The sequence below is a fragment of the Bradyrhizobium sp. AUGA SZCCT0177 genome (genome assembly GCF_018130125.1).
In the GTDB taxonomy this organism is placed as follows: Bacteria; Pseudomonadota; Alphaproteobacteria; order Rhizobiales; family Xanthobacteraceae; genus Bradyrhizobium.
The window spans coordinates 108,048-134,108 of sequence record NZ_JAFCMA010000012.1 but is presented as its reverse complement, the minus strand read 5'-3'; the positions used below and the strand labels follow the sequence as shown (position 1 = coordinate 134,108).

Sequence of the window (26,061 nt, the reverse complement as noted above, 5' to 3'; positions counted from 1 at the left end):
CCGAAAAGGGACTGCAAGGCAGGATTTGAACATGGCAACAGGCGCAGCGACACACCACGATCACGCCCATGATGACCACGCGCACGCGCATCCGACCGGATGGCGGCGCTTCGTCTATTCGACGAACCACAAGGACATCGGAACGATGTACCTGGTGTTCGCGGTCATCGCCGGCGTCATTGGCGCGGCGATGTCGATCGCGATCCGCATCGAGCTGATGTATCCCGGCGTCCAGCTGTTCCACGAAGCCCATACCTACAACGTGTTCGTGACCTCGCACGGCCTGATCATGATCTTCTTCATGGTGATGCCGGCGATGATCGGCGGCTTCGGCAACTGGTTCGTGCCGCTGATGATCGGTGCGCCCGACATGGCGTTCCCGCGCATGAACAACATCTCGTTCTGGCTGCTGCCGGCCTCGTTTGCGCTGCTCTTGATGTCCACCTTCGTCGAGGGTGAGCCGGGCGCCAACGGCGTCGGCGCGGGCTGGACCATGTACGCGCCGCTATCGACCTCGGGCCATCCGGGACCGGCGGTCGATTTCGCGATCCTGTCGCTGCATCTGGCCGGCGCCTCGTCGATCCTCGGCGCCATCAACTTCATCACCACGATCTTCAACATGCGCGCGCCGGGCATGACCCTGCACAAGATGCCGCTGTTCGTCTGGTCGATCCTGGTCACCGTGTTCCTGCTGCTGTTGTCGCTGCCGGTGCTCGCCGGTGCGATCACCATGCTGCTGACCGACCGCAATTTCGGCACCACCTTCTTCTCCGCCGACGGCGGCGGCGACCCCCTGCTGTTCCAGCATCTGTTCTGGTTCTTCGGCCATCCCGAAGTCTACATCCTGATCCTGCCCGGCTTCGGCATGGTCAGCCAGATCGTCTCGACCTTCTCGAAGAAGCCCGTGTTCGGCTATCTCGGCATGGCCTACGCCATGGTCGCGATCGGCGGCATCGGCTTCGTGGTGTGGGCGCACCACATGTACACGGTCGGCATGTCCAGCGCGACGCAGGCCTATTTCGTCGCCGCCACCATGGTGATCGCGGTGCCGACCGGGGTGAAGATCTTCTCCTGGATCGCCACGATGTGGGGCGGCTCGATCGAGTTCAAGACGCCGATGCTGTGGGCGATCGGCTTCATCTTCCTGTTCACGCTCGGTGGCGTCACCGGCGTCGTGCTGGCCAATGCCGGCGTCGACCGCGTGCTGCAGGAAACCTATTACGTCGTCGCGCACTTCCACTACGTGCTGTCGCTCGGCGCCGTGTTCGCGATCTTCGCCGGCTGGTACTACTGGTTCCCGAAGATGTCCGGCTACATGTACTCGGAAACCATCGGCAAGCTGCACTTCTGGGTCACCTTCATCGGCGTCAACCTGGTGTTCTTCCCGCAGCATTTCCTCGGGCTATCCGGCATGCCGCGCCGCTACATCGACTATCCGGATGCGTTCGCCGGCTGGAACCTGGTGTCCTCGCTCGGCTCCTACATTTCGGGCTTCGGCGTGCTGATCTTCATCTATGGCGTGATCGATGCATTCATCAAGAAGGAGCAGGCGGCGGATAATCCGTGGGGCCCCGGCGCCACCACGCTGGAATGGACGCTGTCGTCGCCGCCGCCCTTCCACCAGTTCGAAGTTCTGCCGCGGGTGCAATAAACCTTATAATTCGCGGCGCGCTCTTTCGGGCGCGCCGCGGCCTAGAACCAAGCGAGATCAATCTTGTCGGTCGTCGATCACAACGCCATCGAGTTGCCCCGGATTTCCGAGGCTGAGGTCGGCGACTACCTCGCGCTGCTGAAGCCGCGGGTGATGTCGCTGGTGATCTTCACCGCGCTGGTCGGCCTCGTGATCGCGCCCGGGCATATCCACCCGATCCTGGCGTTCACTTCCATCCTCTGCATCGCGGTCGGCGCCGGCGCCTCCGGTGCGCTGAACATGGCCTATGAGGGCGATATCGACGCGTTGATGTCGCGCACCGCGAACCGGCCGATCCCGCGCGGCCGCATCACGCGCGAGGAAGCCACCGCGTTCGGGCTGATCCTGGCGTTCTTCTCGGTGATGACGCTCGGCATCCTCGTCAACTGGCTCGCGGGCGGCCTCCTGGCGTTCACGATCTTCTTCTACGTCGTGATCTACACCATGCTCCTGAAGCGCTGGACCGCGCAGAACATCGTGATCGGCGGCGCCGCCGGCGCACTGCCGCCTGTGGTGGCGTGGGCCGCGGCGACCGGCTCGCTGTCGATGGAGCCGGTGCTGCTGTTCCTGATCATCTTCTTCTGGACCCCGCCGCATTTCTGGGCGCTGGCGCTGTTTCGCAGCGACGATTACGCCCGCGCCGGCGTGCCGATGCTGCCGGTCGTCGCCGGCCCCGACGCGACCCGGCTGCAGATCCTGCTCTATACGGTCGTACTGGTCGCGATCGCCGTCGCCCCCTGGCCGCTCGGCTATTTCGACGCGATCTATGGCATCACCTCGCTGGTGCTTGGCGCCGGAATGATGGCGCTGGCGATCAACGTCTACCGCCGCCGCGAGGGTACCGCGGCGCTGCGCGCGACCAGGCGGCTGTTTGCTTTCTCGATCCTTTACCTGTTCGCGCTGTTCGCCACGCTGCTGCTCGAGGTTGTCGTGCGCGGCGTCATGGCTTTGATCGGGTAGGGGGCGCATGGGACCGGAATGGACGACAAGCGGATGCCAGATGGAATCGTCCTCACCGAGGCGCAGAAAAGAAGCCGGCGGCAGCGGTCGGTCGCGATTGCGCTCGCGCTCCTCGTGCTCGTCGTGCTGTTTTTCGCCGTCACCATGGTCAAGGGGCCGGCCGTTCTAGTTCGGCCCATGTAAACTGGAAATGTAGGTAGGTGGTGGAGATGGCAAACCAACCGATCGCGCGAGGGGAAACGGAGGCAAGCCGCAAGGCTTCGCGCCGCGGCCTGACGCGCGATGCGATGGTGGCCTCGATCTGCGGTTTCGTCGTGGTGTTCATGGTCGGCGCAGCCTATGCCGCCGTTCCCTTCTATAACTGGTTCTGCCGCGCCACCGGCTTCAACGGCACCACCCAGGTCGCTACCTCGGCGCCGTCGCAAGGCCCGCTGGCTCGCAAAATCTCGGTGCGGTTCGATGCCAATGTCGGCGCCGGCCTGCCCTGGAAGTTCGAGCCGGAGCAGAACGAGATCGAGGTCAGGATCGGCGAGGTCGTCACCGTATTTTATCATGTGACCAACCAGGCGGCGCGGCCCACGGTCGGCCAGGCCGCTTACAATGTAACCCCGCTGACGGTCGGCGCGTATTTCCAGAAGATCAACTGCTTCTGCTTCACCGAACAGACCATGGCGCCGGGCGAGAAGCGCGAGATGCCGGTCGTGTTCTACGTCGATCCGGCGCTGATCGCCGACAGCGAGAATGACGGGCTGAACACCATCACGCTGTCCTACACCTTCTATCCCGTGCGCGATCCGGCGCCGAAGCCGGTGGCTTCGGGCGAGCCGGACAAGCGCAAGGGAAGCCTGTAACTCCGGGAATTTCGGCCTTTCGAAATTCCCGACTTTGAATTTTTGAGACGAAGATGTGCCGAAGGATCCGGCACCGCTAACGGAGAGACCGCAATGGCTACGGCGCACGCGAAGCACCACGACTACCACCTCGTCGATCCGAGCCCGTGGCCGGTCGTCGGCTCGATCTCGGCCTTCATCATGGCCGTCGGTGCGATCGGCTGGATGCACCATATGTATGCGGCGGCGCCGATCGTGTTCGGCGCCGGCACCATCGGCGTGCTCTACACCATGGCGAGCTGGTGGGGCGACGTGATCCGCGAAGCCCAGTTCAAGGGCGACCACACCCGCGTGGTGCAGATCAGCCACCGTTACGGCATGATCCTGTTCATCGCCTCCGAGGTGATGTTCTTCGTCGCGTGGTTCTGGGCGTTCTTCAATTCCGCGCTGTTCCCGGCCGATGCCATCCACGCCACCCGCGACGCGGTGTTCGGCTGTGGCGCCGGCACCGCGGCAGGCGCCTGCAGCGTGCCGGGCACCTGGCCGCCGAAGGGCATCGAGACCTTCGACCCCTGGCATCTGCCGCTGCTCAACACGCTCTTGCTGCTGACCTCGGGCACCACGGTGACCTGGGCGCATCACGCGCTCCTGGAAGGCGATCGCAAGGGCCTGAAATACGGCCTGATCCTCACCGTCGTGCTCGGCGCGTTGTTCACCTGCGTGCAGGCCTACGAATACGCCCACGCCACATTCCACTTCTCCGGCAACATGTATGGCGCGACCTTCTTCATGGCGACCGGCTTCCACGGTTTCCACGTACTTGTCGGCACCGTGTTCCTGCTGGTCTGCCTGTTCCGCGCCTACGCCGGACACTTCACGCCGACCCAGCATCTCGGCTTCGAATTCGCCGCCTGGTACTGGCACTTCGTCGACGTGGTGTGGCTGTTCCTGTTCATCTGCATCTATGTCTGGTTCCGCGGCGCTGACGCTGTCGCGCACGCCACACATTGATCTGGCATCATTGTGTTGCAAGAGGGCGGCCGCAGGGCCGCCCTTTTTCTTTCGTTTGCCTTTTGGGCTAACGATCGAGATGCGTGTATCGCCGGGCGTTAACCATCCTCATGCTGACACGGTCACCGACGGGTGAAGTCTCGGATCGTGACAGCATGGAGACCGGTTCAGCGCTAGCCGGAGCGGCTTGCCGGTTTGGGTAATCCTTCTGCGCACTCACTCTTGCGTCGCCCCCCGAATACTCTGAACAGGCTACCGGGCGGTCGGGGGAGCTCCCGCGCGCGCCGATAGACTGAACGATTACCGCCGGAAGATATTGAACATCGCGAATTTCGAAAATTGGAGGAGCCGCCTTTTGGCGGCGACGCTCGTGCCGAAGAGTAGCAAACGCGATTGGATCGCGGGCGCACACCCGGACGAGGTATCGATCTTTTCGCAGCCCTGGTTCGTAGATATCGCGTACAGGAAGGAGCACCGGGTAGCCAAAGCATTCAACAGAGCCGGCAAGCTGATATGCGCTTTTCCGTATTGCCAAACAAACGTACTGGGCATTTTTCCAAGGATAACAAGTTTAGATAACTGGAGACGGCTCAGCTCATTCGTCTTTCTCGACAAGCACATAAGTGATGAAGAGAAACGAGGTGCGATTGCCGATATTATAAAGCAGCTACCTAGATCGATTGGTTACTGCCAATTCATCCTGGATGATGATTCCGGCATCATTCGCGATGCGTTCATCAAAGCCGGGTTTGAATGCATCAAAATACCCAAATACGTCCGTTCACCCAGCAAACAAAATTATGAGCGTGACGCGTATGCGCAAGCCAGAGAAAAAGTACTGAAAACCATTTCAAGAGACGGAAGAACTAGATACAGAACCGCATTGGAACAAGCTAAAATAGAGGATATCTCAGCGTCTGACTTTTGTAAGTTTTACCAGAGCAATCTTACCAGCAATGGCGCGCAGAGCTATGCCCCGCTGAGCATTGCAGAGGCACTCATCGAGAATGGCGTCCGTCGTCAGAAAGCGTTCGCGCTTGCGGTAAAAGACAAAGACGGCATAGAAGCCGCCGCCGCTTTCCTGTTTGATTCAGGAGCGATCTATGCGTGGATGGCAACCAGAAAGTATCATCCGCAAAGCACGAAATTTCGTGGTGATGATAAACATAAAAAATACTTCATTGATATATTGGTCATCGAAGCCATGATCTTCGCGGAATTGCATGGCCTAATTTATGATGCCGAAATTGTTCCTGTTGAAACAGACGGCGCCCCCAGAAATCCGCACAAGGTTTTTGTCAACGAGAAGATACTTCACCTTTCGAAAAGAGAATCCAGATTTCTTTTCCAAAGAGTGGGGTGGTGGTATCACGGGGCAAGGCGGTTTTTTTACACGGCGAGGGATTTTTGCAAAGCGACCGGTTGATATGATCGGATGACGCTCGACTTGACCGTCGGGGGCCGATCCTTGCGAGGCGCTGCCGCTGTGTCGCGCCGTGCTGCTTGGAAATTTCATCCAGGCTGCTTCAAATTTGCTCCTCAAGGCTCTGATGCTGGTCCTGTGGCCACTCCACCACGGGCAGCAAACCGCCATCATCCGTAGCCTCCGGATATGTCGGCGCAGGCCTTGATCTACCGGAAGAGGTGCAGCCGCACGGCCTTGGTGGCTGCAAGCGCGGCGTTGATGCGCTCGCTGACGAGGCGCCGCTCTTGCTCGGCTACACCACGATGCCGATCGTCAGCGATTGGCGGTCGCCAGGCCGGCGGACGGGTTGGCAAGAGCGGAACAGGGTTCCGCATGTTCGTCCGAAATGTCCCGACTGTGGCCTGAACGATACATCTGGGCACGATGAACCCGTTTAAGCTTTGGTTCGGGCCATTCAACGAGCGCTGGGGCTTTCCATGAGAAAACTTGCTTTGGCAATATCCGTTCTCGCGGCCAGCGCCATGGGCGCATCCGCTGCCGACATGGCTGTGAAAGCCCCTCGTTACGCGCCCGAAGCCGCGGTTTCGACCTGGACCGGCTTTTATGTTGGAGCCTCGATCGGCGGCGAGCAGGCCAACGCCGATTGGACCACGACGTCGATTGGCGTTGTCGCGCCGGGCTTTGTAATTCCTCCCCCAACGGTAGACGGTAGTTCGCCTAGAGGCTTTCGCCCCTCAAACGGTCGCTACGGCGGCTTTGCAGGATACGACTATCAGTTCGCGCCTCAATGGGTTGCCGGCATTGTCCTCGATGCCGCGTATTTTGATGGTACCGTCACGACGGTGGGCGCGCCCGGCTGCACGGTCACCTGCATTCTGGGTGTCCCGGGCCCCGGCGCCAATGTATCGAGCGTGAAAGCTCGATGGGATGCGAATGTGCGGGGGCGGCTCGGATATCTGGTAGCTCCCAATGTTCTGCTCTATGGGACTGGCGGTATCGCGTTCCAGAACTTCTCCAACTCCATAACCTGCGAAACCAGCTTTACTGATCCGCTTTGCGGACCAACGCCAATCCCCCTTCTTACGACGACGACGAACAGTTCCACCCGAACGGGCTGGACGGCCGGCGTCGGCATCGACACGAAAATTTTCGCAAACTGGATGCTTCGTGCTGAGTATCGTTACTCGGACTTCGGAACGTGGAGCAATTCGCTGGTGCTGGTATCCCCCGGTGTTTCAGTTGTAACGGTAGCCACGGATTTGAAACTCAACACGCACATTGGAATGATAGGAATAGCGTACCGGTTTGGTGGCCCCGTCGTTGCAAGGTACTGAGTTCTCCAAACTTTCCATCCATTAAAGCCACGCACACCTCCCTGTGCGCCGCTTAGGGCAGTCGCCTCGAAGGCGCTGGGAAAAATGGGTCTGCGGTGTCGCGGCCGCCATAAACTGATTCCGGCATTCCAGCAGACAGGCTTGGGAATGCGGAGATCGCTCGCGAGTTGCTTCGTCGAAGGCGAGGAGTGCGCAAGCGGATGGTGCGATCGGGTGGGCATTGTCGTTCGTCCGCTATTCCCACGCTTACGATGCCGACGAGATCGCTGCGAGAGAAGAACCGTGCGGGCCTTTGGTCCGGATCGATCATCGCGCCATGGGACTGGCGGCAGCGCAACAAAACGGCCATTATTCACTCGGGGAGCCTTGAGGTGGAGGCAACCCGGTAGTACGCGAATGGCTCTCCAATAAGTAGCTTGCGGTACATATGAAGGTGGCGTAGGCCGCCTCCGGCCGCCGTTTCTTGGAACGCCGACGCTTCGCGTCGGCCAGGGCACCGAATGACGGGTCTGTCGCCGCGGATAGAGACCCCTCACCCGCCCTCGCTTCGCGAGTGCACCCTCTCCCACAAGGGGAGAGGGGAAGAAGGATGCAAATGGACGAGACACTTCCCACGCTGACCGAGAGCGCATTGCGCGGCATCGCCTGCCGTTGCCCGCGCTGCGGCAAGGGCAAGCTCTACGCGGGCTTCATCGATTTGCGGCCGAACTGCGAAGCCTGCGGGCTCGATTACGCCTTCATCGATGCCGGCGACGGGCCGGCGATTTTCATCATCATGATCGCCGGTGCGATCGTGGTCGGATCGGCCTTGATCGTGGAGATAAAATACCAGCCGCCGTTCTGGCTGCATGCAGCGCTGTGGCTGCCGCTGATTCTGGCGACCACGCTGTTGCCGCTGCGCTCGATGAAGTCGCTGCTGATCGCGCTGCAATACCATCACAAGGCCGCACCCGGCCGCCTGATCGACCGCGAGCCGAAATGACCGGCGTCGTTGCGCGGCGGCGTGGTACGCTCGGCTTTGCCATCTTCACGCTCGTGATGATCGTGACCTGCCTGAGCCTTGGGATCTGGCAATTGCAGCGGCGCGACCAGAAGCACGCGCTGATCGCCGCCCTGAACGAAAGGCTGGCCGATGCGCCCAAGGCGCTGCCGGAACAGGCGCAGTGGGGCACGCTGACACCGGCCAAAGACGAATTCCGCCGCGTCAGTTTCACCGGAGCTTACGCGCGGCTTCCCGATGTGATGGTCTATAGCTCCGGCTCTTCGGTCCGTAACGACGTGTCCGGCCCGGGCACCTGGGCGTTCCTGCCGGCGCAAACCGCCGATGGGGCAATCGTCGCGGTCAATACCGGCTTCGTGCAGAACACGATGCAGGATCGCGCCCAGCAGGATCGCGCGGTCGGCCGTCTCGTCACCGGCCAGCCGGTCAAATTCACCGGCTACCTCCGCTTTCCCGAAGCCGCCGGCACGCTGACGCCGTCGGAAAACATCGCCAAGCGGCTCTGGTTCACCCGCGATCATCTTGCGATGGCGCGCGCGCTCGGCTGGGGCGAGGGCGGCAAGAATGTCGCGCCGTTTTATATCGATCTGGAATCACCGGTGCCCGAGAGCGGCATTCCGAAACCGGGGCCGCTCAATGTCCATCTCAAGGACGACCACATGCAATACGCCATCACCTGGTTCAGCCTGGCGGCCGCGGTTGTGATCGCCTTCGGCGTGTGGTGGCGCGCGCAAAGGCGGAGCGCCGCTTCGTAGCTTCTTGGTGTCGTAGGGTGGGTTAGCGAAGCGTAACCCACCATCCTCGTCCCTTACTCGGTGGGTTACGCCTTCGGCTAACCCACCCTACGAAGCCACTGTATTTTTTCCTGAAATAGCTTCATAGGGTGGGTTGGGTAGTGTAACCCGCCGTCTCCGTCTTCGCCCTTACTGCGTGGAACGTGTCGGCAGAGATTCGATAGTCATGACCGAGACGTTGAAAGCTTCCCTCGCGCACCTGCCGGTTACCCTTCGCGATATCGAGGCGGCGGCAGGCGTGCTCGCCGGCTTCGTGAAGCGGACGAGCTTCGAGCCTAGTCGTACGTTGTCCGACATCACGGGCGCGAACATATGGCTGAAATTCGAAAACCTGCAGTTTACGGCGACGTTCAAGGAGCGCGGCGCGCTCAATCGGCTGTCTGCGTTATCGGCCGACGAACGGCGGCGCGGTGTGGCAGCCGCCTCGGCGGGCAACCACGCACAGGGCGTGGCCTATCACGCGGCCTGCCTCTCGATCCCTGCAACGATCTTCATGCCGGTGGGAACTCCAACTGTGAAGATCGAGAACACGCGCCGGCACGGTGCGACCGTGATCGAGGGCGGGGCGACGCTGGAGGATACCGCCACCCTCGCCACTGACTACGGTCGAAAACAGAGTTTGACGTATATCCATCCCTATGACGATCCGCTGATCATCGCGGGTCAAGGTACCATCGCGCTCGAGATGCTGGCTTCGGTGCCCGATCTCGACGTTCTGGTTGTTCCAATCGGGGGCGGCGGCCTGATATCCGGCATCGCCGTTGCCGCCAAGACCCTCAAGCCGGATATCGAGATCGTCGGCGTTCAGGCCGCGCTTTATCCCTCGATGTACAACCTCATCAAGGGGGAACATCTAGCCATGCGTGGTGACACGCTCGCGGAGGGCATTGCCGTCAAGGCGCCCGGTCAGATCACGTCGAAGATCGTGCGCGCGCTCGTCGATGATATCGTACTCGTCACCGAACAGCAGATTGAGCACGCGTTGAGCCTTTTCATCACCATCGAGAAGTCGGTGACCGAGGGCGCGGGGGCGGCGGGCTTGGCGGCCGTGCTCGCCGATCAGGCCCGCTTCAAGGGCCGTTCGCTCGGCCTGGTGCTGAGCGGAGGCAATATCGACACGCGGCTCCTTTCCGGTGTGCTGACGCGTCAACTCGCAAGGGAAGGTCGGCTTTCGAAGCTGAAGTTCGACATCGTGGATCGGCCCGGACAGCTCGGCACGGTTGTCGCCGTCCTGGCCAAGGCAGGCGCCAATATCGTCGAGGTGTCGCATCAACGCATCTTCACCGACCTGCCAGCCAAGGCGGTGGTCCTTGAGGTTGTCATCGAAACCCGAGACCGGACCCATCTTGAGGCGACCATCGCCTCACTGAAGGCCGCCAGCCTCGATGTCGATGTCGGTGGCGACTAGGGGGCCGAAGCGCGTCGCTGCATGCATGACATGCAAGGGCTGGCTGGACCGTGGATTTCAAATGATGGATCATTCGCTACCCGCAGTTCACGCCACAGGCCACCGATGTCCGACGCGCCCCCCGCCGATCCCGCACGCCCCCTGCTGTTCCAGCCGTTCAGCATTCGCGGCCTGACCCTGAAGAACCGCCTGGTGGTGCCACCGATGGTGCATTACCGCGCCGATCCCGGGGCGACCTGCGGCATGTTTCATCAGGTGCATCTCGGTCGTTACGCGCTCGGCGGTTTTGGTCTGGTGTTTGTCGAAGCTACCGGCGTCGAGGAAATCGGCCTGATCAACGAGTTCGATCTCGGCATCTGGAACGACGCCCAGGTCGAAAGCTTCAAGCCGCTGATCGCTTTCATGAGGCGCGAGAACACCGCGATCGGTCTTCAGCTCGCCCATGGCGGCCGCAAATCGTCCTCGCAAAAGGCGATGGACGGTATGGGTCCGCTCACGCCGGAAGAGATCGAGGCGGGCGCCAAATTATGGCAGCCGGTCGGTCCGACCAGCGAACCGGTGGCGCCGGGATGGCTGACGCCGCGGCAGCTCACCGCCGAAGACTGCCGCGCCATGGTGAAGACCTGGGCGCACGCCGCGAAAAACGCGGTCAAGGCGGGCTTCGACGTGATCGAGGTTCATATGGCCCATGGCTATCTGCTGGCCTCGTTCCTGTCGCAGATATCAAACACCCGCAACGACGAATATGGCGGCGACCGAAGGGGGCGGATGCGGCTGCCGCTCGACATCGTCGAGGCGGTACGGCGCGAAATGCCGGACACGATGCCGCTGTTCGTGCGCGTGTCCTCGGTCGACGGCGCGCAGAACGGCTGGAACATGGACGACACGGTGGCGCTGGCGCATGAATTGAAAGCGCGCGGTGTCGACGTGGTCGACTGCTCCTCCGGCGGCATTTCCGGTTCGGCAACGGCTGCCCAAGTGCCGCGCGGCCTCGGTTTCCAGGTGCCCTATGCGGAGCGTGTCCGCAAGGAAGTCGACATCGCGACCATGGCGGTCGGCATCATTCTCGAAGCCGAGCAGGCCGAAGCGGTGCTCGAAAAAGGCCAGGCCGATCTGATCGCGGTCGGCCGGCAATCGCAGTACAACCCCAACATCGCCCATCACTGGGCCCATGATCTCGGCATCAACCGCAAGTTCGAGGACTGGGCGCCCGAATATGGCTGGTGGTTGGAAAAGCGGATCCGGACCATGGAAGGGTTTGCCAGCCCGACCGGCGCCGTGAAGCGGTGAGGGGTTCTTTCTTCGTCATGCCCGGGCTTGTCCCGGGCATCCACGACTTTCTTCTCATTCGTCCGAGTTAAGACGTGGATGGCCGGGTCAAGCCCGGCCATGACGGAGAGGGAGGAATCAACCCGTAATCGGCAATTCCGTTTCCGGATCGAAGAAATGCAGCCGGCCGGGCTGGGCCGAGACGCGGACCTGATCGCCACGCGCGATCACCGTTTCCGCTGGCACCCGGGCCACCGTGATGCCGTGGCTCCCCACGCGGGTCTCGAGCAGGATCTCGGAGCCGAGCTGCTCGACGACCTCGACATGGGCGTCAAAGCTTGCGCCCGGCGCGCCCTCGCCGAGGGCGAGATGTTCGGGCCGCGCCCCCATGATCACGGGCTTGTCATGATAGGCCGCGAGCGCACGCGCATCCGCGCCGCCGACCGTCAGCTTGAGGCCATCAGCCTCGACCGTCGTCGCGCCGCCATCGCTGCGCACGGTGACGCTGACAAAATTCATCGCGGGCGCGCCGATGAAACCGGCGACGAACTTGTTGGCGGGCTTGCCGTAGACCTGCAGCGGCGTGCCGACCTGCTGCACCCGGCCGTCGCGCATGATCACGACCCGGTCGCCCAGCGTCATGGCCTCGACCTGGTCGTGGGTCACGAAAACAGACGTGGTCGGAATGGCGGCGTGCAGGCGCTTGATCTCGATCCGCATCTGCGCGCGCAGCTTGGCGTCGAGGTTCGACAGCGGCTCGTCGAACAAAAACACTTCCGGATTGCGCACGATGCAGCGGCCGAGCGCGACGCGCTGCTGCTGGCCGCCGGATAATTGCTTCGGTTTGCGCGCCAGCAATTCGTGCAGTCCGAGCATGTTTGCCGCGCGGTCGATCGCGGCCTTGATCTCGGCTTCCGAAGTCTTCTTGTTGCGCAGGCCGAAGGCGAGATTGTCGTAGACGCTCATGTGCTGATAGAGCGCGTAATTCTGGAACACCATCGCGATGTCGCGGTCGCGCGGCGGCAGGTCGTTGACGACCCGGTTGCCGATGCGGATGTCACCGCTACTGATGTCCTCCAGCCCCGCGATCATGCGCAGCGTCGTCGACTTGCCGCAGCCGGACGGGCCGACCAGCGCCACGAATTCCTTGTCGGCGATCTCGAGATCGACGTCCTTTACGGCGTGGAACAGCGAGCCATAATGCTTGTTGAGCTTGCTGAGTGAAATCGCTGCCATTTACCCGCCGTTACCCTACTAGAGCGTTTTCAAGCGAAGTGGATACCGGTTCGCGTGAAGAAAACGCGTCAAGATAAAGATCATGTTGACCCAAAACAATCCCGCCGCGATTTCCCGCGGCGGGATATTGCTTTCGACTTATTGCGCCGCCTTGCTGACCAGCGGCGCGCCTTCGGCCAGCACCTTGGCGATATCCTCGCGCTTGCCGGTGACGGCCTTGGTGACGGTGTCGTTGAACGCCTTGTGCACGGCGGGCCATTGCGGGAAGTAATAGGCGCCGCGCACCTTGTCCGGGGAATCCAGCACCGATTCCTTCAAGAGCTTCATGAACGCATCTTCCGCCGCGATCTCCGCCCAGAACTCGGTGTTGGGCGGCGGCGCGCCGGTCGCCTTGAACAGCTTCTTCTGGCCTTCCTTGTCCAGCATCATCGCGTTAAGCATTTCCTTGGCCTTCTTCTTACGCTCCGGCGAGATCGACTTCGGGATCGCCCAGCCCCAGATGTCGTCCCAGGCGAACGGCTTGGCGCGGTCGGGACCGAGCGGGAAACGCGTCGCAGCCACCTTGCCAACGATCTTCGACTTGGCGGGATCGTTGAACGTGCCCCACCACAGCGAGTCCGCCACCGTGAACGCGGCGTCGCCGGCCATGAACACGGCGTTGGCTTCGTTGCGGTCATAGGCCGGCATGCCGCGCGGCACGATCTTGTGGGTATTGATCGCATCCCACCAATATTCGACGTTCTTCTGCATGCAGGGCTCGGTCATGCCCGACTTCCATCCTGCCGCGGCGAGCTTCTTGTTGTCGCGCTCGTAGGGCGGCAGCAGCACGTCGCAATTGTTGCCCCACATCGACCAGAACCAGGTGAACCAGGAGTTGTTCATCGACGCGCCGGCGACATAGCCGAACTTCACCTTGCCGTCAGCCTGCAGCTTCTTGCTCACGGTGACGAGTTCATCCAGCGTCTTCGGCACTTCCTCGGGCTTGACGAGGTCGGAGCGGTAGAAGAACACGCTGAAGGTCTGGCCCATCGGCACGACGGTGTTCTGGCCCTTGTCGTTGCCGAACACGATCGGTGACATGCTCCACTTGGAAGCAAATTTGTTGGCTTCGACGTCATCCATCGGCTCGAGCAGATGCGCCCAGGTCTGGCCCCAATCGTCATTGTGCCAGATCACGTCGTACTGATCGGAGTTCGACGTCAGCGACGCCGTCATCTTCTCGACATAGACGCCGTAGGAATTCGGCACCTTGACGATCTTGACGCCGTTCTTGGCGCCCCAGGCCTCGAACATCGCAATCGAATTGTCCTGGATCGGGCTCGGCTGGTAGCCGACCCGCAGTTCAGTCACCTGGGCGCTCGCGCTTCCCGCGGCGGCCCACAGGGCCACCGTCGTTGCGACAGCCAGTTTTGTCAGTTGCTTCATCGCTTCCCTCCCTCGTTTTTGGTGTTGTTTCCTCGTCGTATTCAGCGTCCCCTTCGTTTCTAGATACGCAGTCCCCGGATCACATATTTCTGCCCGAACAGCGCGACCAGGAACGCCGGCACCAGCGCCATCACGGCGGTCGCCGCCATCAAATTCCAGCGCAGCCCCATCTCGGTGACGAACTGCGCCATGACAACCGTGATCATCGGCACGCGGTTGCCGGTCAGGATCAGCGCGAACAGGAATTCGTTCCAGGTGAACAGCCAGCACAGCACCGCGAGCGCCGAGATCGCCGGCAGCGCCGACGGTATGGCGACGCGGATGAAGGCGCCCCACCGCGTGCAGCCGTCGATCATCGCGGCATATTCCATGCTGGGATCGATGCCGTCGAAAAACCCCTTCATCAGCCACGAGAAGAAGCAGATATGCACCGCGACGTGCGGCAGCAGCAGCCCGGTATAGGTGTCGTAGAGGCCCCAGCTCTGGGTCACGAAATACAGCGGCAGCACCCAGGAAATATAGGGGATGCAGCGGAACACATAGATGGTCCCGAACCAGATCCGCGACGCCGGTCCGGTGAAGCGCGACAGCATGTATCCGCTGGAGACGGTGACCAGCAGCGAGAAGATGGTCGCCAGCGTCGAGATCAGCGCGCTGTTGAGGAAGGCCGACACGATGCGGTCGTCGGTCAGCACCTCGGCGAAGCTGGCCAGCGTGAATTCGGTGCCGCGATGGACGTAATAGACGCCGGACTCCGGCCGCAGCGAGGTCAGGATCAGCCACAGCACCGGAAACGCGAACGCAAAGCAGATGCCGAACAGCGCCAGCGCGAACAGCGTCTTGCGGCTCCATTTCGGTAATCCGGGCAGGAAATCGGGGCGGCTTACGATCGGCATCTGATTATGCCTTTGCGATGCGGTCGACGAGGCGGTAGAGCACCACGCCGATCACGAGGATGATGAGCCCGCCGATGATCGCTGCCGCCGAGCCGCGGCCGAGATCGAGGTTGAGGAATGCGTGCACATAGGCGTAGAGGCTGAACAGCTCGGTCGAGCGGCCCGGCCCGCCGCCGGTCAGCGTCCATACGATATCGAAGGTGCGAAAGGCGTCGATGGCGCGGATCACCACGCACACCACGATGACAGGGCGCAGCATCGGCAGGGTCAGGAAACGAAACACGCGCCAGGTCGTGGTGCCGTCGATCGCGGCCGCCTCGAACGGCTCCTTCGGCAGGCTCTGTAATCCCGCGAGCAGCAGCAGCGTGAACCACGGCGTCCACAGCCAGATGTCGGTGAGCAGGATGATGCCGAAGGCGCTCCAGCGCTGCACCAGCCAAGGCTGGCCTTCCAGCCCGATCGCCTCCAGCACCGTGTTGACGATGCCGAACTGGTCGTTGAACATCCAGCGGATCATGATAGCGGCCACGACCGGCGCCACCATCAGCGGCACCAGCAGGATGGTCTGCACCAGCTTTTGCCCACGAAACGGGCGGTTGAGCAGCAGCGCCAGCGCCAGTCCCGTCACCAGCGCCCCGGCCACGCTCAGGATCATGAACAGGAAGGTGTTCGGCAGCACCACGTAGAGAAACGCCGGATCCGACAGCACGGCGTAATAATGGCTGAAGCCGACCCAGATTTTTTTCGGGTTGTAGAGCGCCCAGTCGCGGAAGCTGGCATTGGCGCCGATCACGATCGGCAGCACCTGAAACAGCAGCATCAGGAGTGCCGCCGGCGCAATGAGAAACAGCATGAACCGCTGTTGCTCGCCGAACATTGGACGCCGCGATACCGACAAGCCCGTTACCCCGCCTTTGCACCAGACTGTCACGACTCTTGTGGTCGGTACGTGCAGAAAGCCCCTTGCATCGGGATTATGGGCGCGGCGTCGGAGGCTAGTCAATCCGCATTGTGGCGTAGGCAGACGCGCGACGCATGCAGTGTGTGGCTGCAAGGTGCAAACGCGCTGCCACGCTTGAATCCGCGTGCTCACCGTTTGTACGGATTGCCGCTACCAGAGATTGCTGGTTCGAAAGTACGGTTGTCTTGAATCCGCTGATCGCGCCTGGAACTTCCGTGGACCCAAATTGTTTTTGGTTTCAAACTGAATTGCGGGTAACCGGTGGTTCAGTGCCCGTTCACGACGATCGCCTTAACTCCGTTGCCTTTCTCGACCCATCGAGCCAGGTGCAGCCAATGGACATGTCGAACCTGCCCAAGAATACTGCCAAGGAAATTGCCAAGGATAACGCCAAGGATATCGCGAACGATATCGATCAGGTGGCTGTTGTCGTCGATTGGCTCGATGCCTGCCGGCGACATGAGCTTGGTCCGCTGCTCGACCTGTACGCGTCCGAAGCAAGGCTCGAATGTGGCTGCGACGGCGGAAACACCTATGCGGGCCGGGCTGCGCTTGAATCATATTGGCGGCCCCGGCTCGAGGCGTTCTCGCCCAATGCCTTCGGACTGGAAGAGATCACGCCGTCTGCCGACGGGGTCATGCTCGATTACCTGAACTCCGAAGGCAGGCCCGTTCGCATTGTCTTCACGTTCGACGCGGCCGGGAAGATTCTGCAAACCCGCTGCGCCCCGTTCGCGCCGGCAACCGCGCCGGATGTCGCTGGTGTGCCGGATCGCGCCTGGTGACGGCGCGGTCGCCACTCCAGTTTTCAACCTGATGTTCTTTCGCGCTGCATCCTTCGCTGCATCCTTGGGCCAGCGGTGCGCCTCACACGCCAGCCGGCAAACGGCACCGGACATAGGTCCGACTGTTCTGCCGCTTGAATTCGAATGTCCCGCTCAGGGCCCGGACGCGCTCGTGCATTCCCGTCAATCCACGGCCAAAGCGCTGGTCCGGTGTAAATCCAACGCCATCGTCGGAAATTTCCACCAATACCTGGTTTCCTTCGATCATCGCCTCGACGCTGATCGCGCTGGCATTGGCGTGCCTGAGGACATTGGTCACGCCCTCCTGGATAACCCGGTAGATGGTCTGGGAAAGCAGCCCGTCGACGTCGTTCAGAGCGGGATCGATCCGCACATTCAGCTTGAGGCCGGGCGCCTGTGATCGCGCATACTGCAGCAGGGTCTGGACACTCTTCTCGAGCCCCAGTTCCTGGATATGAAGCGGCCGCAACCGGTCGAGGATACGGCGGTTCGCAAGTTGCAGCGCCTCGACCGATTTAAGCATCGCCTCGACCGAAGCGCCGAGTTTCTTGTGCTGTGCCGCGCCGTCCTGTAGCGCCACCGCGTTGGCCCGGATCCCGAACAACAATGGCCCGAGTTCGTCATGAAGGTCGCGCGCGATGTCGCGGCGCTCATCGTCCTGCAGCGAGACGACCTTCCGCAGCAGGCTGCGATTGTCCTGGCTCAGTTGGTTCAGCGTGCGCGCGAGTTCATTGGCCAGTTCGGAACTCTTGCGTATCTCCGGCGGACCCGTCGCCGCGATCAGGTGCTGGTAGTCCCCCGTCCGCATCCGGGTCAGGCCTTCACCCAGATTCCGCAGCGCATCGACCACGGTTCCTGCGGTCAAATAGGCGATAATTCCGGTCACCAGCATCAGGGCGATGACGGATGAAACGAGGGCGAGAAAGCCGACCCATTTCTCGTAGATGTCGGCTGAAAGATCGGGCGAAGACAGGATGTCGCCGACCTGCTTTCCATCGATCCTCACCGGAAACGAGGCGCCGATCTCCGGCAGGCCGAGAAGATCGACGAACCAGTGCGGCACGCGTCCAAGCGGGGTGCGTATCTCCGCCGGCAACGGCGTCGCCGTCTCGATACCGGTACGGCGGAAGCGGATGGCCTCGGATGTGCCCAGCGCCTGCACAAATGCGTCGAGCGTTTGCTGCGGGTTGGCGGACGTCAGCAGCGCGCTGTTGAGCGCCTCGGCGACCACCTTTGCCGATCGCGATGCCGGCTCGCTTTCATCCACCAGTTGGGCCGGCGCGAAAAGCTGCAGCGAGACCGCCCCGAGCAGCAGCGCGGCCACGAACATGGTGCCGAGCGGGAGAATTAGCCGCATGCGAAGGGAAAGATTCTGCCACATTCGGACTATTCTAACTCCCGTAGCGCAGGTTTCTCTTTTCAATTATCGCGAAATGCCTATTTATCCCAAAAGGGGCTGCAAGGATGCAGAACATCGCCAAATCGGCAACCAGGATCCTGATCGTCGACGACCATCCCGTGGTCGTTTCCGGATGCCGTTCGCTGTTCGCTTCGGACGCGACGGTGAAAATTGACGACGCCGCGGACGCCAAATCCGGTCACAAGGCCTATATGACGCGGCGACCGGATGTCACAATCATCGATATCAAACTTCCCGACGTCTCGGGGTTTGAGCTGATGCGACGGATCCGCAAGGAGGATCCGGACGCGAAAATCATCATGTTCAGCATGAATGACGACCCTGCCTTCGTGGTTCGCGCGGTGGAAATGGGCGCGCAGGGTTACGTCGCCAAGGGCGACGATCCGCGGACGCTGGTAAAGGCCGTTCGTAAGGTGGCTTCGGGAGAAAATTTCATCTCGCCGCAACTGGCTGAGGCAGTGACGTTCTCGGGCGCTTCCATCAAGGCCAATCCGGCCTCGCAAATGACCGCGCGCGAATTGGAAATCCTGCGCTTGCTGGGCCGCGGCGACAAAATCGTCGAAGTCGCCGACGCGCTCGATATTTCCTACAAGACCGTGGCCAACACCACCTCGCTGCTGAAGCAGAAACTCGGCGCCAAGAACCATTCCGACTTGATCCGGATCGCCGTCGAGATGGAGCTGGGCTGACCGGCGTCAGGAAACTGAACTGGCCGCGCCTGTCGGCGCGACCGTCCATACCGCCGGTGCCTGCTTTCGTCGGGGCAATGGATCGATGAAAGCAGCACCGGGCGAGCGTTTCAGTAGTGACGACGGTGATGGCGCCAGCCGTAATGGTGCCCGCGACCCCGGCCCCAACCGTGATGATGGCCCCGGCCACCGCGGCCCATGCGATGTCCGTGACCGTGCCCACGTCCGTGCTTGACCTGGGTCACCCCGTCATCCGGCACGGTAAGCGGCGCAACTCCCAGCCTGGCGGAAGCGGATGCGGTCATTGCCAGCAGCAGTGCGCAGCCAATCAATGCAATGCGTCTCATGCAGTCGTCCTCCATCGCATGATTGCGACTACGTCTATAAGTTCCCGGCCATATGTTTGTTCCGCTCGCCGGAAAGACCGAGGTCTTTAGTGGGCGGTATTGCCGACTATTCCCGATCTGTTACCGAGCCGGCTCGCTGCGCATAGGCCAGGATGGAATCCGGGAAGTGCAAACCATTCGGGAAAAAGTGGAACATCCGGTTTCTCCGCAGGTTGCTGATGGCATCACTAAAATCGGAGGAGGATACCTTGAAGAAATTTCTGATGATCGGCGCACTGGCGTTTGCCGCAACGAGCGTAGCCGGGACCGCGATGGCTGCCGAATATTACGTCGTTCGCGACAGCACCACGAAGAAGTGCACCGTGGTCGAAACCAAGCCGGCCAGCACGACCACCGTCGTCGTCGACAACGGCATCTACAAGACCAAGACGGAGGCCGAAACCGGCATGAAGACGACCAAGGTCTGCACGGAGTAACGACAGACCCTTCCAGGAGAAAGGGCCGCGGTTTTGCCGCGGCCCTTTTTGCGTTTCGATTTGGCTGTGCGTGCCCGTCAGTTACGGTCGCTCGACGTTGGTGATGGTTTTGCTCCCCCCCGCGTCGGTGAGCGTAAACTTGACCCGGTCGCCGGCGTGCAGGACGTTCAACAGATTGCCCTGGATCTTGGTCTTGAGCTCTTCGGCAGGACCCTCTGTTTTAGCGCCGTCGGTGTTGGCGCCGACGGTGCCGCTCTGCGTTGGAGTCCGGTGCAACTGGATTGCGATCGTCCCGTCGGTCCGGTCAATTCGCGTGACCGTTCCCGTCATCGCTTGCTGGGCTGAGGCCGCTGAAACGAGGGTGAGGGCGGCCAGTCCAGCCAGCATGATCTTTGCCGTTTTCATGGAAGTCTCCCGGAATTCGAAGCGTTGACAATAATGCCGACAGGACCGGATTGTTCCCGCCGCATTTTCGTTGGCAAGTGCAATCTGATTTGTTTGTGTGTTCTTAATCTGATGTGTTTGTGTGTTTTTTTCATGTGAGCGCGCTTGCAGGCCTCGAAATTCGAGTGGCGAATGTTCCGCTTGCAATGACGGTTGGCTGCGACAAAACAACCCGTCGGGCAAATCAGTTCTGGTTTTCGGAAAACGTGTCAAGCCTCAGAATAAAAAATATTTCTGTTTACCAGAAGGAAAATCAGGTGCACATATATCGCCATCCCGTCCCTCTCAGAGGGCGTCGGCCGTCGTCACGGACGTTGGACGGGTTGCGGTGGACGCTGGTTTACGCCTCGACGACGGCGTGGATAAGCGTACGGCAAAACCGTGTGGTCCTGGCACCCGTTGCAGGTGTCAAGCTGTCGGGTAGGCGAGAGCTGAACGACAGCGACGGAGTCAACCAAGAACTCGTCTCCGGGGAGAGCACGGCATAAGCCGTAAAGCCACTGCGCAGGGAAGGCCGGGTGTTCTCCGCTGCCCTGTATGCTCGTGTGCACTTTGTTTTGTGCAAACCGCACGCGAGACCGCGGGTGCAGCGCGCACCCGGTCTTCCCTGCGCCCTCTCATTTGGGGGCAAGGAATTTCTGGCAAAGCTCGGGCGCATCGCGCCGCGAGAACGCGGCCACACATTCAGTTGTCGTCACCCGCCCGAGTGCGCAATTGCGCACGGGGGGCGGGTGACCCAGTATTCCAGAAGACGCCAGTGATAGAACCGAGAAGCCGCGGCGTACTGGTCCCCCCGCTTTCGCGGAGGACGACAGCGATGGGTGAGGCGAGGCCAGCCAAATCGCGCCAAAGCCCTTACCCCGCACTCACCTTTTCGCCATTGCGGCATTTCACAAGGAGCGAAAACGCTTTAAGGTGCCGCGCGCTTTGTCGTTGGCGAAGGGTAATAATTCATAGATATCAAAGGGTTAGCGGAAGCTAACGCCTTTGGAGGGCGGTTTGACGCGGTATATTTCGACGCGGGGGGAAGCTCCCACCCTGGGTTTTTGCGATGTGATGCTGACCGGGCTTGCCCGCGACGGCGGTCTCTATGTGCCTGAAACCTGGCCGCAGCTTTCGCCCGAGACCATCGCCGGATTTTTCGGACGGCCCTATTGGGAAGTCGCGGTCGAGGTGATCCGGCCGTTCGCCGGCGGCGAGATCTCCGACGCCGATCTCGGCCGCATGGCCAATGAAGCCTACGCCACGTTCCGCCATCCCGCGGTGGTGCCGTTGCGGCAGACCGGCTCCAGCCAGTTCGTGCTCGAACTTTTCCATGGCCCGACGCTCGCGTTCAAGGACGTCGCGATGCAGTTGATCTCGCGGCTGATGGATCACGTGCTGGCCAAGCGCGCGCAGCGCACCACCATCGTCGTGGCGACCTCGGGCGATACCGGCGGCGCCGCAGTCGACGCCTTTGCCGGTCTCGACAATGTCGATCTGATCGTGCTGTTTCCGCATGGCCGGATTTCCGACGTGCAGCGGCGGATGATGACGACGACGGGCGCGGCCAACGTGCACGCGCTGGCGATCGAAGGCAATTTCGACGACTGCCAGGCGATCGTGAAGGAGATGTTCAATCATCACGGCTTTCGCGATGCGGTCTCGCTGTCGGGTGTCAATTCGATCAACTGGGCGCGGGTGGTTGCGCAGGTGGTTTATTATTTCACCTCGGCGGTGGCGCTCGGCGCGCCCGCGCGGACGGTCGATTTCACGGTGCCGACCGGGAATTTCGGCGATATCTTTGCCGGCTACGCCGCCAAGAAAATGGGCCTGCCGATCCGCTGGTTGCGCATCGCGTCGAACATCAACGACATCCTGCCGCGCACGCTGAAGACCGGCATCTACGAGGTGCGCGAGGTCCATGCGTCCGCGTCGCCCTCGATGGATATCCAGGTGTCCTCGAATTTCGAGCGGCTGCTGTTCGAGGCTGGTCAACGCGATGCCGCCAGCGTGCGGCGGCTGATGGGTTCGCTAAAACAGTCCGGGCGCTTCGTGCTGCCGGATGCGACGCTGGCCGCGATCCGCGAGGAGTTCGACGCCGGCCGCGCCGACGAGACCGAAACCGCGGCCACGATCCGCGCCGCCTGGCGCGAGGCCGGCGACCTCGTCGATCCCCATACCGCGGTGGCGCTGGCGGTGGCCGACCGCGACACCTCGGATTCGAAGATCCCCAATATCGTGCTGTCGACCGCGCATCCGGCCAAATTCCCCGATGCGGTCGAGGCGGCCTGCGGCGTGCGACCGCAATTGCCGGCCTGGCTCGACGGCCTGATGACCAAATCTGAACACATCACGGTGATGAAAAACGATTCAGCCGAAGTGGAGCGATTCGTGCGCTCGGTGAGCCGTGCCGCGAAGCAGGGAGTTGCCGGATGAGTGTTGACGTCACCAAGCTAGCATCCGGCCTTACCGTCATTACCGATAGCATGCCCCATCTGGAGACCGCCGCACTTGGCGTGTGGGCCGGCGTCGGCGGTCGCGACGAAAAGCCCGACGAGCACGGCATCTCGCATCTGCTCGAACACATGGCATTCAAAGGCACCACGCGGCGCTCCTCGCGCGAGATCGTGGAAGAGATCGAAGCGGTTGGCGGCGACCTCAATGCGGGGACCTCGACCGAGACCACCGCCTATTATGCACGGGTGCTGAAGGCCGACGTGCCGCTGGCGCTCGACGTGCTCTCCGACATCCTCGCCAATCCGTCCTTCGTGCCAGATGAACTCGAGCGCGAGAAGGGCGTCATCGCCCAGGAAATCGGCGCGGCGCAGGATACGCCCGATGACGTCGTGTTCGAGCATCTCAACGAGCTCTGCTATCCGGACCAGCCGATGGGGCGGTCGCTGCTCGGCACCACCAAGACGCTGAAGAAATTCGATCGCGACATGCTGCGCGGCTATCTCACCCGGCATTATCGCGGGCCCGACATGGTGGTGGCGGCGGCGGGCGCCGTCGATCACAAGCGCGTCGTCGAGGAAGTGACGCAGCGCTTTGCGAGTTTTGAAGCAACGCCGGCGCCGAAACCGCAAGCAGCGATGTTCGGCAAGGGCGGCTCACGCGTGGTGCATCGCGACCTCGAACAGGCGCATATGACGCTGGCGCTCGAGGGCGTGCCGCAGACCGACCTGTCGCTGTTCTCGCTGCAGGTGTTCACCAACACGCTCGGCGGCGGGATGTCGTCGCGGCTGTTCCAGGAAGTGCGCGAGAAGCGCGGGCTGTGCTACTCGATCTACACCTTCCATGCGCCCTATAGCGACACCGGGTTTTTCGGCCTCTATACCGGCACCGATCCGAACGATGCGCCGGAAATGATGGAAGTGATCGTCGACGTCATCAATGACGCGGTGGAAACCCTGACCGAGGCCGAGATCGCCCGCGCCAAGGCGCAGATGAAGGCGGGGCTCTTGATGGCGCTGGAAAGCTGCTCCTCCCGCGCCGAGCAGCTGGCCCGCCATATGCTCGCTTACGGCCGGCCGCTGACGGCGGAGGAGCTGGTCGCCCGGATCGACGCGGTCAGCGTGGAATCGACCCGCAATGCCGCACGGGGCCTGCTTTCGCGCAGCCGGCCGGCGGTCGTGGCGCTCGGCAGCGGAAGGGGTCTGGACACGGCGGTGACTTTTGCGGAAGGATTGACCAAGGTGAAGGCAAAGACGCTGCTCCACTGAAGGAGAGCGTTCTGGGAGTTAGGGCATGGCCCTGTTTCGGTTGCCATCCAGCGGACCGGCCGCACTCGTGCCGCGCGGCCACGGCCTGTTGCTGCGCGCCCCGCAGATGGCGGATTTCCTGCAATGGGCGCAATTGCGCGAATCGAGCCGGGCCTATCTGACGCCGTGGGAGCCGATCTGGCCGTCGGATGACCTCACCCGGGCCGGCTTCCGGCGGCGGCTGCGGCGCTATGCCGAGGATATCGCGGCCGACCGGTCCTATCCGTTCATCATTTTCCGCGAATCTGATGGCACCATGATCGGCGGCATCACGCTGGCCAATGTCCGCCGCGGCATCGTGCAGGCCGGCACCATCGGCTATTGGGTCGGCCAGCCCCATGCCCATCGCGGTTACATGACGACGGCGCTGCGGGTGCTGCTGCCGTCGCTGTTCGGCGAGCTCAATTTGCACCGTATCGAGGCCGCCTGCATTCCCACCAATACGCCCTCGATCCGGGTGCTCGAGAAATGCGGCTTTACCCGCGAGGGGCTGGCGCGGCGCTATCTGTGCATCAACGGCGTCTGGCAGGACCATCTGCTGTTCGGCATGCTGCATGAGGATTTCCGCGGTTAACCCATGATTTCAGGCCTTGCCGGGTGCCTCACGCGCCTTCAGGTGGCCTTGGGTTCGCCGCCATTGGCCTGCTATAAGGCCCCGCCGGGGGAAGATAACTTCGAGATGACGTGGATACCGGGGACGTCGCATGGGTAATGATCGGTTGTTCAGGGTAGCGCTCGCGGCCACGGTCGTGGCCGGGCTCGGCTGCGGCCTCGCGCAGCCTGCGTCGGCGCAGTCGCTGACCGACCGCTTCAAGGGCCTGTTCGGCGGCAAGTCGGACGAGCCGGCCCCGGCCCCAGGCGCAGCGCCGAAAGCTGAACAGGATATCGGCGACCTCACCTGTCCGGAGGTGAGGGTCAGGGCCGGCGCGTCGACCTATGCCGTGGCCGCGCCCGGCAAGCAGCCGGTCGGCAATGATTTGCGCTTCCAGGCGACCATCGGCAAGACGGCGCGGGAATGCAGCCTCAATGGCGGCGTCATCACCGCGCGGATCGGGATTCAGGGGCGCGTCATTGCAGGTCCTGCCGGCGCGCCGCCGTCGGTGCAGGTTCCGCTTCGCGTCGCGGTGGTGCAGGGCGGGATCAGCGAAAAGACCATCGCCACCAAGGCCTATCAGACCACGGTCACCATGACCGAGACCGGGAGCGAGCCCTTTACGCTGGTGGCCGAAGATCTAGTCTATCCGGTGCCTGCGCCCGGGACCAGCGACAACTACATCTTCTACATCGGCTTCGACCCGCAGGCCCTGAAGCCGGAGCGGCCGGCGCCGCGCAAGAAGGCGGCGCCCACGCAATAAAAAACCGGCGCGAAATGATCGCGCCGGCTTCCGTCTCTTGATTTGAAACCGCTCAGTTCAGCTTGGCGCGAACCTCGGCGATACCCTTGGCCATCAGGTCATCGGCCACCGAGCCCTTCACTGACTGCGACAGGATGGTCGACGCTGCGGCGACTGCGGCATTGGCCGCGGCGGAACGGACGTCGGCGAGCGCCTGTGCTTCGGCGAGGGCGATCTTGCTCTCGGCGGTCTTGGTGCGGCGGGCGACGAAGTCTTCCATCTTGGCCTTGGCTTCGACCGCGATCCGCTCGGCTTCGGCCTTGGCGTTGGAGATGATTTCCTCGGCCTCACGCTCGGCGCTGCTGCGCTTGGTCTTGTATTCCGCGAGCAATGCGGCGGCCTCGTCCTTCAGGCGGCGGGCGTCGTCGAGTTCGGCCTTGATGCGTTCGGCGCGATGGTCGAGCGCCTTGAACACCGTGCGATGGATGCCGAGATAGGCAAACAGCGCCATCAGGATGACGAACGCAATGGCAACCCAGGTTTCTGGCAGGGCGAACATCAT

At 62.0% G+C, this 26,061-nt stretch carries 25 protein-coding genes; 18 read left to right on the top strand and 7 right to left on the bottom strand.

Going from position 1 to position 26,061, the window contains the following annotated elements:
- Positions 1-31: 31 nt before the first annotated feature.
- The 11 genes from ctaD to JQ597_RS16265 all read left to right on the top strand — a co-directional run bounded on the left by ctaD (position 32) and on the right by JQ597_RS16265 (position 11,743).
- A complete protein-coding gene (gene ctaD, locus JQ597_RS16315) occupies positions 32-1,651 on the top strand; it encodes a cytochrome c oxidase subunit I (RefSeq protein ID WP_212265272.1) in 1,620 nt (539 codons plus the stop codon).
- A 63-nt stretch (positions 1,652-1,714) separates the two neighbouring features.
- Positions 1,715-2,650 (top strand): heme o synthase, encoded by a 936-nt coding sequence (locus JQ597_RS16310; RefSeq protein ID WP_212265271.1) that lies wholly within the window; start codon positions 1,715-1,717, stop codon positions 2,648-2,650.
- Between the two features lie 18 nt (positions 2,651-2,668).
- Positions 2,669-2,833, top strand: a complete 165-nt coding sequence (locus JQ597_RS16305; RefSeq protein WP_192735385.1) for a cytochrome c oxidase system small membrane protein — start codon at positions 2,669-2,671, stop codon at positions 2,831-2,833.
- 26 nt (positions 2,834-2,859) lie between these two features.
- On the top strand, positions 2,860-3,501 hold the full coding sequence (locus JQ597_RS16300) for a cytochrome c oxidase assembly protein (protein ID WP_212036691.1): 642 nt from the start codon (positions 2,860-2,862) through the stop codon (positions 3,499-3,501).
- A 93-nt stretch (positions 3,502-3,594) separates the two neighbouring features.
- Positions 3,595-4,491: a cytochrome c oxidase subunit 3 gene (locus JQ597_RS16295; protein WP_212265270.1), complete on the top strand. Its 897-nt coding sequence runs from the start codon at positions 3,595-3,597 to the stop codon at positions 4,489-4,491.
- Positions 4,492-4,846: 355 nt separating this feature from the next.
- On the top strand, positions 4,847-5,917 hold the full coding sequence (locus tag JQ597_RS16290; RefSeq protein ID WP_212265269.1) for a hypothetical protein: 1,071 nt from the start codon (positions 4,847-4,849) through the stop codon (positions 5,915-5,917).
- Positions 5,918-6,393: 476 nt separating this feature from the next.
- On the top strand, positions 6,394-7,251 hold the full coding sequence (locus JQ597_RS16285; protein ID WP_212265268.1) for an outer membrane protein: 858 nt from the start codon (positions 6,394-6,396) through the stop codon (positions 7,249-7,251).
- A gap of 595 nt (positions 7,252-7,846) precedes the next feature.
- A complete protein-coding gene (locus JQ597_RS16280) occupies positions 7,847-8,233 on the top strand; it encodes a DUF983 domain-containing protein (RefSeq protein WP_249133543.1) in 387 nt (128 codons plus the stop codon).
- Entirely contained in the window at positions 8,230-9,006 is a 777-nt protein-coding gene (locus tag JQ597_RS16275; protein ID WP_212265266.1) for an SURF1 family protein, read from the top strand. The genes JQ597_RS16280 and JQ597_RS16275 overlap by 4 nt, the downstream gene beginning before the upstream one ends.
- Before the next feature lie 205 nt (positions 9,007-9,211).
- Positions 9,212-10,453, top strand: coding sequence for a threonine ammonia-lyase (locus tag JQ597_RS16270; protein ID WP_212265265.1), 1,242 nt, complete (start codon positions 9,212-9,214; stop codon positions 10,451-10,453).
- A gap of 105 nt (positions 10,454-10,558) precedes the next feature.
- Positions 10,559-11,743 carry an NADH:flavin oxidoreductase/NADH oxidase gene (locus JQ597_RS16265; protein ID WP_212265264.1) on the top strand — a complete coding sequence of 395 codons (1,185 nt, stop codon included), beginning with the start codon at positions 10,559-10,561 and terminating at the stop codon, positions 11,741-11,743.
- 117 nt (positions 11,744-11,860) lie between these two features.
- Here JQ597_RS16265 and JQ597_RS16260 read toward each other — a convergent pair whose 3' ends face one another.
- The 4 genes from JQ597_RS16260 to JQ597_RS16245 form a co-directional block, all read right to left on the bottom strand.
- Positions 11,861-12,958 carry an ABC transporter ATP-binding protein gene (locus JQ597_RS16260; RefSeq protein WP_212265263.1) on the bottom strand — a complete coding sequence of 366 codons (1,098 nt, stop codon included), beginning with the start codon at positions 12,956-12,958 and terminating at the stop codon, positions 11,861-11,863.
- Positions 12,959-13,096: 138 nt separating this feature from the next.
- Positions 13,097-14,383, bottom strand: a complete 1,287-nt coding sequence (locus JQ597_RS16255) for an ABC transporter substrate-binding protein (RefSeq protein ID WP_212265262.1) — start codon at positions 14,381-14,383, stop codon at positions 13,097-13,099.
- 59 nt (positions 14,384-14,442) lie between these two features.
- The gene (locus tag JQ597_RS16250; protein ID WP_211997879.1) at positions 14,443-15,279 is read right to left on the bottom strand and encodes a carbohydrate ABC transporter permease; all 837 of its coding nucleotides are present in this window, start codon (positions 15,277-15,279) and stop codon (positions 14,443-14,445) included.
- A 4-nt stretch (positions 15,280-15,283) separates the two neighbouring features.
- On the bottom strand, positions 15,284-16,132 hold the full coding sequence (locus JQ597_RS16245) for a carbohydrate ABC transporter permease (RefSeq protein WP_249147907.1): 849 nt from the start codon (positions 16,130-16,132) through the stop codon (positions 15,284-15,286).
- A 443-nt stretch (positions 16,133-16,575) separates the two neighbouring features.
- Here JQ597_RS16245 and JQ597_RS16240 point away from each other — a divergent pair, with 443 nt between their 5' ends.
- Positions 16,576-17,025 (top strand): nuclear transport factor 2 family protein, encoded by a 450-nt coding sequence (locus JQ597_RS16240; protein WP_249136155.1) that lies wholly within the window; start codon positions 16,576-16,578, stop codon positions 17,023-17,025.
- Between the two features lie 82 nt (positions 17,026-17,107).
- Here JQ597_RS16240 and JQ597_RS16235 read toward each other — a convergent pair whose 3' ends face one another.
- Positions 17,108-18,403 (bottom strand): histidine kinase, encoded by a 1,296-nt coding sequence (locus JQ597_RS16235; protein WP_349628841.1) that lies wholly within the window; start codon positions 18,401-18,403, stop codon positions 17,108-17,110.
- A gap of 107 nt (positions 18,404-18,510) precedes the next feature.
- On the opposite strand from JQ597_RS16235, the gene JQ597_RS16230 reads away from it, so the two are divergent.
- On the top strand, positions 18,511-19,155 hold the full coding sequence (locus tag JQ597_RS16230; RefSeq protein ID WP_212265259.1) for a response regulator transcription factor: 645 nt from the start codon (positions 18,511-18,513) through the stop codon (positions 19,153-19,155).
- A 610-nt stretch (positions 19,156-19,765) separates the two neighbouring features.
- Positions 19,766-19,978 (top strand): hypothetical protein, encoded by a 213-nt coding sequence (locus JQ597_RS16225; protein ID WP_502752478.1) that lies wholly within the window; start codon positions 19,766-19,768, stop codon positions 19,976-19,978.
- Between the two features lie 81 nt (positions 19,979-20,059).
- Here the strand turns inward: JQ597_RS16225 and JQ597_RS16220 are convergent, their stop codons facing one another.
- The gene (locus tag JQ597_RS16220) at positions 20,060-20,383 is read right to left on the bottom strand and encodes a hypothetical protein (RefSeq protein WP_212265257.1); all 324 of its coding nucleotides are present in this window, start codon (positions 20,381-20,383) and stop codon (positions 20,060-20,062) included.
- 1,038 nt (positions 20,384-21,421) lie between these two features.
- Here JQ597_RS16220 and thrC point away from each other — a divergent pair.
- From thrC to JQ597_RS16200, 4 genes are all read left to right on the top strand, one after another.
- A complete protein-coding gene (thrC, locus tag JQ597_RS16215; RefSeq protein WP_212265256.1) occupies positions 21,422-22,840 on the top strand; it encodes a threonine synthase in 1,419 nt (472 codons plus the stop codon).
- A complete protein-coding gene (locus JQ597_RS16210; protein ID WP_212265255.1) occupies positions 22,837-24,126 on the top strand; it encodes a M16 family metallopeptidase in 1,290 nt (429 codons plus the stop codon). Before thrC ends, JQ597_RS16210 begins: the two co-directional genes overlap by 4 nt.
- Before the next feature lie 25 nt (positions 24,127-24,151).
- Complete coding sequence (locus JQ597_RS16205; protein WP_192735366.1) at positions 24,152-24,739, top strand: GNAT family N-acetyltransferase; 588 nt, start codon at positions 24,152-24,154, stop codon at positions 24,737-24,739.
- Between the two features lie 130 nt (positions 24,740-24,869).
- Positions 24,870-25,520 (top strand): hypothetical protein, encoded by a 651-nt coding sequence (locus tag JQ597_RS16200; RefSeq protein ID WP_212265254.1) that lies wholly within the window; start codon positions 24,870-24,872, stop codon positions 25,518-25,520.
- Between the two features lie 52 nt (positions 25,521-25,572).
- On the opposite strand, the gene JQ597_RS16195 is transcribed toward JQ597_RS16200, so the two are convergent.
- Positions 25,573-26,058: a F0F1 ATP synthase subunit B family protein gene (locus JQ597_RS16195; protein WP_212265253.1), complete on the bottom strand. Its 486-nt coding sequence runs from the start codon at positions 26,056-26,058 to the stop codon at positions 25,573-25,575.
- Positions 26,059-26,061 lie beyond the last annotated feature (3 nt).

Coding starts and splice junctions, on each gene's coding strand:
- ctaD (WP_212265272.1), top strand. CDS start 32: ATGGCAACAGGCGCAGCGACACACCACGATCACGCCCATGATGACCAC.
- JQ597_RS16305 (WP_192735385.1), top strand. CDS start 2,669: ATGGACGACAAGCGGATGCCAGATGGAATCGTCCTCACCGAGGCGCAG.
- JQ597_RS16300 (WP_212036691.1), top strand. CDS start 2,860: ATGGCAAACCAACCGATCGCGCGAGGGGAAACGGAGGCAAGCCGCAAG.
- JQ597_RS16295 (WP_212265270.1), top strand. CDS start 3,595: ATGGCTACGGCGCACGCGAAGCACCACGACTACCACCTCGTCGATCCG.
- JQ597_RS16285 (WP_212265268.1), top strand. CDS start 6,394: ATGAGAAAACTTGCTTTGGCAATATCCGTTCTCGCGGCCAGCGCCATG.
- JQ597_RS16280 (WP_249133543.1), top strand. CDS start 7,847: ATGGACGAGACACTTCCCACGCTGACCGAGAGCGCATTGCGCGGCATC.
- JQ597_RS16275 (WP_212265266.1), top strand. CDS start 8,230: ATGACCGGCGTCGTTGCGCGGCGGCGTGGTACGCTCGGCTTTGCCATC.
- JQ597_RS16270 (WP_212265265.1), top strand. CDS start 9,212: ATGACCGAGACGTTGAAAGCTTCCCTCGCGCACCTGCCGGTTACCCTT.
- JQ597_RS16265 (WP_212265264.1), top strand. CDS start 10,559: ATGTCCGACGCGCCCCCCGCCGATCCCGCACGCCCCCTGCTGTTCCAG.
- JQ597_RS16260 (WP_212265263.1), bottom strand. CDS start 12,958: ATGGCAGCGATTTCACTCAGCAAGCTCAACAAGCATTATGGCTCGCTG.
- JQ597_RS16255 (WP_212265262.1), bottom strand. CDS start 14,383: ATGAAGCAACTGACAAAACTGGCTGTCGCAACGACGGTGGCCCTGTGG.
- JQ597_RS16250 (WP_211997879.1), bottom strand. CDS start 15,279: ATGCCGATCGTAAGCCGCCCCGATTTCCTGCCCGGATTACCGAAATGG.
- JQ597_RS16245 (WP_249147907.1), bottom strand. CDS start 16,132: ATGCTGTTTCTCATTGCGCCGGCGGCACTCCTGATGCTGCTGTTTCAG.
- JQ597_RS16240 (WP_249136155.1), top strand. CDS start 16,576: ATGGACATGTCGAACCTGCCCAAGAATACTGCCAAGGAAATTGCCAAG.
- JQ597_RS16235 (WP_349628841.1), bottom strand. CDS start 18,403: ATGCGGCTAATTCTCCCGCTCGGCACCATGTTCGTGGCCGCGCTGCTG.
- JQ597_RS16230 (WP_212265259.1), top strand. CDS start 18,511: ATGCAGAACATCGCCAAATCGGCAACCAGGATCCTGATCGTCGACGAC.
- JQ597_RS16225 (WP_502752478.1), top strand. CDS start 19,766: ATGATCGGCGCACTGGCGTTTGCCGCAACGAGCGTAGCCGGGACCGCG.
- JQ597_RS16220 (WP_212265257.1), bottom strand. CDS start 20,383: ATGAAAACGGCAAAGATCATGCTGGCTGGACTGGCCGCCCTCACCCTC.
- JQ597_RS16210 (WP_212265255.1), top strand. CDS start 22,837: ATGAGTGTTGACGTCACCAAGCTAGCATCCGGCCTTACCGTCATTACC.
- JQ597_RS16205 (WP_192735366.1), top strand. CDS start 24,152: ATGGCCCTGTTTCGGTTGCCATCCAGCGGACCGGCCGCACTCGTGCCG.
- JQ597_RS16200 (WP_212265254.1), top strand. CDS start 24,870: ATGGGTAATGATCGGTTGTTCAGGGTAGCGCTCGCGGCCACGGTCGTG.
- JQ597_RS16195 (WP_212265253.1), bottom strand. CDS start 26,058: ATGTTCGCCCTGCCAGAAACCTGGGTTGCCATTGCGTTCGTCATCCTG.